The organism is Clavibacter sp. GW821-FHT01D01, assembly GCF_059422605.1.
The window spans coordinates 44,897-55,000 of sequence record NZ_JBWKXC010000013.1; the positions used below are offsets into that span (position 1 = coordinate 44,897).

A 10,104-nucleotide genomic window follows, 5' to 3' on the forward strand; every position below is an offset into this window, starting at 1 on the left:
GGCTGCGGCACCCGCGGGAGCGCGCGCTAGGATCGTGGGACAGGCGCCGATCCGGCCATCACCGGGGAGCCTTCGGAAGAGAGCCCCGCACGCACGACCGCGGGGCAGGTAGAACCGAACGGGTCGGGCCCGTCATCGCCTCTGGAGAGTGGCCGCGCGTCGCGTGGCAAGCGGGGTGGTACCGCGCTCGGGGATCCGCACACGGGATCCGGGCGTCCTCGCGGAGAGCCGACGCCGCAGGAGATGCCATGACCTACCCCCGTCCCGTCCCCGACGACCCGCACGCCCCCGACCAGGTCGCGGCGAGCCCGCGCTTCCCGGAGATCGAGACCGGCATCCTCGCGTTCTGGAAGCGCGACGACACCTTCCGCGCCTCCGTCGCGCAGCGCGAGGGATGCGACGAGTGGGTCTTCTACGACGGCCCGCCCTTCGCCAACGGCCTCCCGCACTACGGGCACCTCCTCACCGGCTACGCCAAGGACGCCTTCCCGCGCTTCCAGACCATGCGCGGCCGGCAGGTGCACCGCCGCTTCGGCTGGGACACGCACGGCCTGCCCGCGGAGCTCGAGGCGATGCGCCAGCTCGGCATCACCGAGAAGAGCGAGATCGAGCAGATGGGCGTCGAGGCCTTCAACGCCGTCGCGCGCCGCTCGGTGCTCGAGTACACGGGGGAGTGGGAGGAGTACGTCACCCGCTCCGCGCGCTGGGTCGACTTCGAGGACGACTACAAGACGCTCGACATCGACTTCATGGAGTCGGTCATCTGGGCCTTCAAGGAGCTGCACGACAAGGGCCTCGCGTACGAGGGCTTCCGGGTGCTCCCGTACTGCTGGCACGACCAGACGCCGCTGAGCAACCACGAGCTGCGGATGGACGACGACGTCTACCGCATGCGCCAGGACCAGTCGGTCACCGTCACGTTCCCGCTCGTCGGCGCCAAGGCCGAGTCGCTCGGCCTCACCGCCGTGCGCGCGCTCGCCTGGACGACGACCCCCTGGACCCTGCCCACGAACATGGCGCTCGCGGTCGGACCGGACATCACGTACGCCGTCGTGCCCGCGGGCCCCGCCGGCACGCCCGACTCCGAGGCGCCGGACTCGCTGCCCCGCGCGTCCTCCGTGCAGCTCGCCGCCGAGGTGCTCGGATCCGAGTACCTCATCGCGCAGGACCTCGTGGGGAACTACGCGAAGGACCTCGGCTACGCCTCCGCCGACGAGGCGCGCGCCGCCGTGTCCCGCACGGTCCTCGGCCGTCAGCTCGAGGGCGTCGCCTACGACCGCCTCTGGGACTTCTACGCCGACACGGAGCGCTTCGGCACCGGGAACGCGTGGCAGGTGCTCGTCGCGGACTACGTCACGACCACGGACGGCACCGGCATCGTGCACCAGGCGCCCGCCTACGGCGAGGAGGACCAGCAGGTCTGCGCCGCCGCGGGCATCCCCGTGATCCTGTCCCTGGACGAGGGCGGCCGCTTCGTCGACACCGTCCCCGAGGTCGCGGGCGAGCTGTGGTCGGACGCGGGCAGGACGCTCACGCGCATGCTCAAGGCCCAGGGCCGCCTCATCCGCCAGGCCAGCTACGAGCACTCGTACCCGCACTGCTGGCGCTGCAAGAACCCGCTCATCTACAAGGCGGTCTCCAGCTGGTTCGTGCGCGTCACCGACTTCCGCGACGACATGGTGCGCCTCAACCAGGGCATCGAGTGGACCCCGGAGAACGTCAAGGACGGCCAGTTCGGCAAGTGGATCGGCAACGCCCGCGACTGGTCCATCAGCCGCAACCGCTTCTGGGGGAGCCCGATCCCCGTCTGGAAGAGCGACGACCCCGCCTACCCGCGCATCGACGTGTACGGCAGCCTCGACGAGCTCGAGGCCGACTTCGGCGTGCGCCCCACGGACCTGCACCGCCCGTTCATCGACCAGCTGACGCGCCCGAACCCCGACGACCCGACGGGCCGCTCCACCATGCGCCGCATCGAGGACGTGCTGGACGTCTGGTTCGACTCCGGCTCGATGCCCTTCGCGCAGGTGCACTACCCGTTCGAGAACCGCGAGTGGTTCGACGCCCACAGCCCAGCCGACTTCATCGTCGAGTACATCGGGCAGACCCGCGGCTGGTTCTACACGCTGCACGCGCTCTCGACGGCCCTGTTCGACCGTCCCGCGTTCTCGAGCGTCGTCAGCCACGGGATCGTGCTCGGCAACGACGGCCAGAAGATGTCGAAGTCGCTCCGCAACTACCCGGACGTCAACGACGTGTTCGACCGGGACGGATCCGACGCCATGCGCTGGTTCCTCCTCGCGAGCCCCGTGCTCCGGGGCGGCAACCTCGTCGTGACCGAGGAGGGCATCCGCGAGGGCGTCCGGCAGGTGCTGCTGCCGCTGTGGAGCACCTGGTACTTCTTCTCGCTCTACGCCAACTCGGCGGCGCCGGGCGGCTACGAGGCGCACCGCGACACGTCGAGCGACGACGTGCTGGACCGCTACATCCTGGCCCGCACCCGCCGCCTGGTCACCGAGGTGACGGCGCACTTGACGGCGCTCGACTCCACGCTCGCCGCGGCCTCCCTCCGCGACTTCGCCGACGTGCTGACGAACTGGTACGTCCGCCGCAGCCGGGACCGCTTCTGGGCGGGCGTCGAGACCGCAGCCGACGGCACGGTCACGCGCACGGCCGCGTTCGACACCCTCTTCACCGTCCTCGAGACGGTCGCGCGCGTCGCGGCCCCGCTCCTGCCGCTCGTCTCCGAGCGCATCTGGAAGGACCTCACGGGCGGGCGCAGCGTCCACCTGGAGGACTGGCCCGAGCCCGACGACCTGCCGGCCGACGACCGGCTCGTGGAGGTGATGGACCGCGTGCGCCAGGTGGCCTCCACGGCGCTCTCGCTGCGCAAGCAGTCGGGCCTCCGGGTCCGCCAGCCGCTCGCGCGGCTCACCGTCGTGAGCGACGACGCCGACGGGCTCGCCCGGTTCGAGGACATCCTCCGCGACGAGCTCAACGTGAAGGCGGTCGTCGTCGAGCAGCTCACGCCCACGAGCGCGTCGGACGCGGGCATCACCCGCCGCCTGACCGTGAACGCGCGCGTCGCCGGGCCCCGCCTCGGCAAGGGCGTGCAGCAGGTCATCCAGGCTGCCCGCGCCGGCGACTGGACCGAGTCCGACGGGGAGGTCGTCGCGGGCGGCGTGCCGCTCGTGGCGGGCGAGTACGAGCTCGTGCTGGAGGTCGCGGGCGACCGCGCCGACCAGGCGCTCGCCCTCCTGCCGGGCGGCGGCTACCTCCTGCTCGACACGGCGCTCACGCCCGAGCTCGAGGCCGAGGGCCTCGCGCGCGACGTGGTGCGCAACGTGCAGGACGCGCGGAAGGGCGCGGGGCTCGAGGTGAGCGACCGCATCGCCCTCGTGATCCGCCTGGACGCGCCGGGCGCCGAGGCGGCGGAGCGGTTCCGCGACCTCATCGCGCGTGAGACCCTGGCCGTGGCGCTGCGCATCGACGCGGACGCCGTGGCGGATCCGGGAGCCGGCATCACCGTCGGCGGCGGATCGCCCCTGTACATCGAGGTGGAGCGAGCATGAGCGACCAGCAGGGCGGACGGCCCTTCGACGACGACGAGCCCCGGCGCGACGACGACTTCGAGCCCGAGGGCGACGAGGGGGTCGACGCCGCCGCGCGCGCGCTCGACCCCGACGTCGACGGCCTGAGCGACGACCAGCTCTTCGCGGACGACGCGGCGGAGCTCCGCCGGGAGGCCGAGCGGTCGATCGTCGCCGGCCGCGAGGTCGACGACGAGAACTACTTCGAGCGCGAGGGCGACCTCGTGTACCAGGCACTGCTGTCGCGCGTGGGGGAGCAGGCGCCGCAGCCGCGGCTCTCCGCCACCCGGCGCGTGGTCGAGCTCCTCGGGGACCCGCAGCGCGCGTACAAGATCGTGCACGTCACCGGCACCAACGGGAAGACGTCGACGAGCCGCATGACGGAGAGCATCCTCCGCGCCGCCGGCCTCCGGACGGGCCTGTTCACGAGCCCGCACCTCGTGCGGTTCAACGAGCGCATCGTCGTCGACGGCCTCCCCATCTCCGACGAGGCGCTCAGCCGCAACTGGGCCGACGTCGAGCCCTTCATCGACATGGTCGACCAGGAGCTCGTGGCCGCGGGCGAGGAGCCCGTCACGTTCTTCGAGGCGCTCACCGTGCTCGCCTTCGCGGCGTTCGCGGACGCGCCCGTGGACGTGGCGGTCGTCGAGGTCGGCATGGGTGGCGAGTGGGACTCCACGAACGTCGCCGACGGCGAGGTCGCGGTCTTCACGCCCGTCTCGCTCGACCACACGCAGCGCCTCGGATCCACGGTCGCCGAGATCGCGCGCACCAAGTCCGGCATCGTGAAGCCCGCGTCCGACGTCGTCTCCGCGGCGCAGGTGCCGGAGGTGGTCGCCGAGCTCACGCGCGCGGCCGAGCTCACCGAGTCCACGTGGTCGATGGAGGGGGAGCGGTTCCGCCTCCTCGAGACGACCCTCGCGGTCGGCGGCCAGGTCGTCTCCGTGCAAGGCCTCGCGGGCACCTACCGCGACGTGTTCCTGCCGCTGTTCGGCGCGCACCAGGCGCAGAACGCGGCGGTCGCGATCGCCGCGGTCGAGTCGTTCCTCGGCGGCGGCGACCACGCCATCCACGACGACGTGCTCGCCGAGGGCCTCGCCACGGCGACGAGCCCCGGGCGGCTGCAGGTCGTCGGCACGGAGCCGACCGTGCTGGTCGACGCGGCCCACAACCCCGCGGGCGCCGCCTCGCTCGCCGCGGCGCTGCCCGTGTACTTCACGTTCGACCGCGTCACCGCCGTCCTCGGCGTCCTCGCGGACAAGGACGCGGAGGGCATCGTGCGCGAGCTCGCGCCCGTCGTCGACCACTTCATCGTCACGGCGTCGACGTCGGAGCGCTCGGTGGACCCCGACGAGCTGGCGCGCGTCGTCGTCGGCGTCGTCGGCCGGGACCGCGTCACGGTCGAGCCGGACCTCCGCACCGCCCTCGAGGACGCCCGGGACTCGGCGGGCGAGACCGAGAAGGGCGCGGCGCTCGTCACCGGCTCGATCCTCCTCGTCGGCGAGGCCATGGCCCACGCCGACCAGGCGGGCTGGAAGACCGCGTGAGCACCGACGGACGGCCCGCCCGGACCCGCCGGCCCCGTCCGCCCCGCACGACGGTCGAGATCCTCGGCTCCATCGTCATGGGCTTCCAGGTCATCGTCGTGTTCCTCGCGAGCCTCGTCGCCTTCGGCCTCGAGGCGCTGCCCGCGCTCCCCGCTCTCGGCGGCGGCGCGCTCCTGGTGCTCGCGATGCTCGCCGTCGTCGGCTCGCTGCGCTCCCCGCTCGGCGTCCGCGCCGGCTGGGTCGTGCAGGTCCTCGTGGTCCTCACCGGCCTCGTCCTGCCCGCCATGTACGCGGTCGGCGGGTTCTTCCTGCTCCTGTGGATCTACGCCATGGTCCAAGGCGCCCGCATCGACCGCGAGAAGGCCGCCGCGCGCGGCGCCTGGGAGCAGGCCATGCTCGACGAGCAGGCCGCCGCGGCCGACCGCGCCGACGACCTCCCCACCGACCACCGCCCGACCGATGAGCCGCCGGCTCCCACCCCGTAGGAGATCCCCCCATGACCGCACCCGTCCAGGAGACCCTCGTCCTCGTCAAGCCCGACGGCGTCGCCCGCGGCCTCACCGGCGAGATCCTCCGCCGCATCGAGGCCAAGGGCTACCGCATCGTCGACCTCCGCATGCTGCAGGCCGAGCGCACCCTGCTCGAGCAGCACTACGAGGAGCACCAGGGCAAGCCGTTCTACGAGCCGCTCGTGGAGTTCATGGAGTCCGGTCCCGTCGTCGCCGTGCGCGTCGCGGGGAACCGCGTCATCGAGGGCTTCCGCTCGCTCGCCGGCACCACCGATCCGACCGGTGCCGCGCCCGGCACCATCCGCGGCGACCTGGGCCGCGACTGGGGCCTCGCCGTCGCGCAGAACCTCGTCCACGGCAGCGACTCGCCCGAGTCCGCCGCACGCGAGCTCGCCCTCTGGTTCTAGGGCGAGCGCACGCGAGAGGGGCCGACCGGATCCGGTCGGCCCCTCTCGCATCCCGCCCGGCTCAGCCGAGGAGCGTCGGGATGAGCGCGGGGAACGTCGCGATGATCGCGACGACGATGACGGCGTAGTTCAGCACGACCACGGCCCACGCGTAGGGCGCCACCGCGTCCGCGGCCCGGCGGACGCCGGCGGGCACCGGGATGAGACCCGACCGCGCGGTGGCCGAGAGCGTGCCCCACCACAGCGGGATCATCGCGCTCCACACCAGCAGGCAGTACGGGCAGAGCGCCCCGATGACGAAGACGCTCTGGGTGAAGAGCCAGGTGACGAACAGCCACCCGCCCAGCGTGCCGAGCGCGAACAGGGTCCAGAACCACCGTGCGAACCGCGCCCCGGCGAGGAGCGCCATGCCGAGCACGACGGGCACCACGAACGCGGCCACCCCGATGAGCGGGTTCGGGAACCCGAGGAGCGCGCCCTGCGCGGACTCGATGACGGTCGCGCAGGAGATGAACGGGTTGATGTCGCACGAGAGCGACGCGCCCGGCTCCTCGAGCAGGTGCAGCCGCTCGAGCACGAGGACGAACGACCCGATCCACCCGACGACGCCCGTGACGACGAGCAGGAGGGCCAGGGAGCGGGGGTGCACGGGGGCCCGGGTCGCGGTCATGCGGCGATCATGGCAGACCGCCCGCTCCCGACCCTGACGGCCGGGTGGGCGTCGGCATGCGATACTGGCTGGCAGGTCGACCCGCCGCGCGGGACGACCGCCATGAAGAGTCTTTCCCGGGGCAGACCCGGGCCGCACGGCACGTCCGGCGGCGGATAGCCAGTTCCGTACCAGTGCGCACGACCGTAGCCTCGGGCCGGAAGTCGCAGACCAGGATCGACGGAGAACCGCGAACGCGGGGATCCACTCGGAGAGCTACCGGGGTACGGCGCGGCCGTACCTCCCGGTTGAGGAGTGCACCAGAGATGGTGGAGAGAGACGAGAACACCGGCAGGAGGCGACCCAGCCTCTTCGAGCGGCTGACCGGCCGCCGCGCCGAGCCGACCGCGGCGACGGGGACCGGCGGCTCGCCCGCCCTCCCCGCGTCCGCGTCCCCCGAGGCGAGCGGCACGCCCGCCGCCTCCGTAGCGAAGGGCCACACCCTGAACGAGAACGACGACACCCAGTCCACGCCCGTCGAGCAGGAGGCGCCGGTCGTGCGTCGCTCCCGCCGCGCGAGCGCCGCCGCCTCCGCGCCCGCGGCCGCCCAGCCGGACGGCGCCAGCGTCGACGCGTCCGCCGAGGCGCCCGCGTCCGCCGAGGCGCCGACGTCCGCCGATGCCCAGGCGGGCGCCGCGCCCGCCGACGAGGCGCCCGCCGCTCGCGCTCCGCGCAAGCGCGCCCCGCGCAAGGCCGCCGTGACCGCTCCCGCCGCGGAGACGACCGACGCACCGGCCGCCGAGGCGACCGACGACGACGCCCCGGCTCCCGAGCCCGCCCCCGCGGGAACGGACGCCGCCGCCGACGAGGAGCCCACGACGGAGGCGCCGGCCGCCCCCGCGCGCACCCTCCCGTCCCTGTCGGTCTTCTTCCAGGCCCCGGACATCGCGCCGCTGCCTCCCCGCCGCGGGCGGGACGACCGGCGCGAGGACGACCGCGACGAGGACGACGAGGCCGACCGCGACGAGCGGCCCTCGCGCTCCTCGCGCCGCGGCGGACGCGGCCAGGACCGCAGCACCGGCCGCGACGGCCGCGTGCGCGACCGCGAGGACGACCACGACGACGAGGACGACGCCCCGTCGGTGCGCCGCCGCGCGCGCCGCCGCTCCGGCGAGGAGGGCCGCGACGGCGACGACGCGCCCGGCACCGTCGTCAAGGTCCGCACGCCCCGCGAGCCGGAGCTCATCACCGAGCCGCAGCGCATCAAGGGCTCCACCCGCCTCGAGGCCAAGAAGCAGCGCCGCCGCGACGGCCGCGACGCCGGACGCCGTCGCCCCGTGCTCACGGAGTCGGAGTACCTGGCGCGCCGCGAGTCGGTCGACCGCAGCATGATCGTGCGGTCGCGCGACGGCAAGATCCAGATCGGCGTGCTCGAGGACCAGGTGCTCGTGGAGCACTACGTCGCCCGCGCCGACGAGGCCTCCCTCATCGGAAACGTCTACCTGGGCCGGGTCCAGAACGTGCTCCCCAGCATGGAGGCCGCCTTCATCGACATCGGCCGCGGCCGCAACGCCGTGCTCTACTCGGGCGAGGTCGACTGGGAAGCCGCCAACGCCGACAAGGGCGGCGGCAGCCACGCCCGCCGCATCGAAGTCGCGCTGAAGCCCGGCGACCGCGTCCTCGTGCAGGTCACCAAGGACCCGGTGGGCCACAAGGGCGCCCGCCTCACCAGCCAGGTCAGCCTCCCGGGCCGCTACCTCGTGTACGTCCCCAACGGGTCCATGAACGGCATCAGCCGCAAGCTCCCGGACACCGAGCGCGCGCGCCTGAAGAAGACGCTCAAGGAGGTGCTGCCCGAGAACGTGGGCGTCATCGTCCGCACCGCGGCCGAGGGCGCGACGGAGGAGCAGCTGAAGCTCGACGTCGAGCGGCTCACGTCGCAATGGGCGGAGATCAGCCGCCAGGTCGAGAAGGCGCAGGCGCCCGCGCTCCTGCACTCCGAGCCCGACCTGCTGCTGAAGATCATCCGCGACGTGTTCAACGAGGACTTCCACAAGCTCGTCATCGACGGCGGCGACGCCCAGGAGATCATCGAGGGCTACCTCCGCGGGGTGGCCCCCGACCTCATCGACCGGGTCGAGACGTACCGCGGCGAGAAGGACTCGTTCGACGAGCACCGCGTCAGCGAGCAGATCGAGAAGGCGCTCGACCGCAAGGTCTGGCTGCCGTCCGGCGGCTCGCTCGTCATCGACCGCACCGAGGCCATGACCGTGGTCGACGTCAACACGGGCAAGTTCGTCGGATCCGGCGGCAACCTCGAGGAGACCGTCACCAAGAACAACCTCGAGGCCGCGGAGGAGATCGTCCGCCAGATGCGCCTGCGGGACATCGGCGGCATCATCGTCGTCGACTTCATCGACATGGTGCTCGAGACCAACCGCGACCTCGTGCTCCGCCGCCTGGTGGAGTGCTTGAGCCGCGACCGCACGAAGCACCAGGTCGCCGAGGTCACCTCGCTCGGGCTCGTTCAGATGACCCGCAAGAAGCTCGGACTCGGGCTGCTGGAGTCGTTCTCGGAGAACTGCGAGACGTGCGCCGGGCGGGGCATCATCATCCACCACGACCCGCTCATGGCGCACAAGCAGACGCCGCAGGAGCCGATCCAGGGCCAGGGCCGCCGTCGCGGCGGCAAGGGCCAGGAGCACGGCGGCGGGAACGGCGCCGGCAACGGCGGCGGGCGCGGCGGCGGCCAGGCGCAGCAGCAGCAGCAGCGCACGCCAGCGGCCAGCACCCACAGCATCACCGACGACGCGCGCTCCGCCCTCGCGAAGATCGCGACGAGCACCATCCAGACGGTGAACGACGCCATCGACCGGGTCGAGGACGTCGTCCGGACGCCCGACGAGGGGACCGCGGCTCGCGCGGCGGAGCCCGCCGTGCCCGCGGCGGCGTCCACGGACGAGCAGCCGCGCGGCGACCGTCCGCGCCGGAGCCGGGGCGGCCGGGGACGCGCGTCGTCCGCGACCGCCGAGGCGCCGGAGACGCGGACTCCCGTCGAGACCGCGGCTCCCGCCGAGGACCCGACGCCCGTCGACGCCGCCGTCGAGGAGCCCGCGCTCTCGACGCTGGAGCCGCGCGAGGCCATCCGCCTGGAGCCCGTGCAGATCCTCGACATCCCCGTCGCGAGCGCCCGCACGGCACCGCGCCGCGTCAGCTCCGCCGACGCGGAGCAGCTCCTCGGCTCCGTGCTCGACGCGCTGCCGCAGCCCAAGGAGCCGGGACAGGGGCGCGCGCGCAGCCGCCGGGTCTCGACCGCGACGCTGACGACGCCGGCCCCGACCGACGACGCGAGCTGATCCCGCGGCCGTCCCCGTGGCGGCCGCACGACGAGGGGCCCGGAGC

6 protein-coding genes are annotated in these 10,104 nt (G+C 73.4%); 5 read left to right on the plus strand and 1 reads right to left on the minus strand.

Going from position 1 to position 10,104, the window contains the following annotated elements:
* Positions 1–248: 248 nt before the first annotated feature.
* The 4 genes from ileS to ndk are packed head-to-tail and all read left to right on the plus strand — an operon-like array spanning position 249 to position 6,053.
* Positions 249–3,572, plus strand: a complete 3,324-nt coding sequence (ileS, locus tag AC07VC_RS14800) for an isoleucine--tRNA ligase (RefSeq protein WP_494675728.1) — start codon at positions 249–251, stop codon at positions 3,570–3,572.
* Positions 3,569–5,137, plus strand: coding sequence for a bifunctional folylpolyglutamate synthase/dihydrofolate synthase (locus tag AC07VC_RS14805; protein WP_494675729.1), 1,569 nt, complete (start codon positions 3,569–3,571; stop codon positions 5,135–5,137). Before ileS ends, AC07VC_RS14805 begins: the two co-directional genes overlap by 4 nt.
* A complete protein-coding gene (locus tag AC07VC_RS14810; RefSeq protein ID WP_494675730.1) occupies positions 5,134–5,622 on the plus strand; it encodes a DUF4233 domain-containing protein in 489 nt (162 codons plus the stop codon). The genes AC07VC_RS14805 and AC07VC_RS14810 overlap by 4 nt, the downstream gene beginning before the upstream one ends.
* A gap of 11 nt (positions 5,623–5,633) precedes the next feature.
* The gene (ndk, locus tag AC07VC_RS14815; RefSeq protein WP_494675731.1) at positions 5,634–6,053 is read left to right on the plus strand and encodes a nucleoside-diphosphate kinase; all 420 of its coding nucleotides are present in this window, start codon (positions 5,634–5,636) and stop codon (positions 6,051–6,053) included.
* Between the two features lie 61 nt (positions 6,054–6,114).
* Here ndk and AC07VC_RS14820 read toward each other — a convergent pair whose 3' ends face one another.
* A complete protein-coding gene (locus tag AC07VC_RS14820) occupies positions 6,115–6,723 on the minus strand; it encodes a vitamin K epoxide reductase family protein (RefSeq protein ID WP_494675732.1) in 609 nt (202 codons plus the stop codon).
* A 305-nt stretch (positions 6,724–7,028) separates the two neighbouring features.
* Between AC07VC_RS14820 and AC07VC_RS14825 the strand changes: the two genes are divergently transcribed.
* A complete protein-coding gene (locus AC07VC_RS14825; RefSeq protein ID WP_494675733.1) occupies positions 7,029–10,058 on the plus strand; it encodes an Rne/Rng family ribonuclease in 3,030 nt (1,009 codons plus the stop codon).
* The last annotated feature ends 46 nt before the right edge of the window (positions 10,059–10,104 follow it).

Bases quoted from the DNA above. Each gene is read 5' to 3' on its own strand.
- ileS (WP_494675728.1), top strand. From the start codon at position 249: ATGACCTACCCCCGTCCCGTCCCCGACGACCCGCACGCCCCCGACCAG.
- AC07VC_RS14805 (WP_494675729.1), top strand. From the start codon at position 3,569: ATGAGCGACCAGCAGGGCGGACGGCCCTTCGACGACGACGAGCCCCGG.
- ndk (WP_494675731.1), top strand. From the start codon at position 5,634: ATGACCGCACCCGTCCAGGAGACCCTCGTCCTCGTCAAGCCCGACGGC.
- AC07VC_RS14820 (WP_494675732.1), bottom strand. From the start codon at position 6,723: ATGACCGCGACCCGGGCCCCCGTGCACCCCCGCTCCCTGGCCCTCCTG.
- AC07VC_RS14825 (WP_494675733.1), top strand. From the start codon at position 7,029: ATGGTGGAGAGAGACGAGAACACCGGCAGGAGGCGACCCAGCCTCTTC.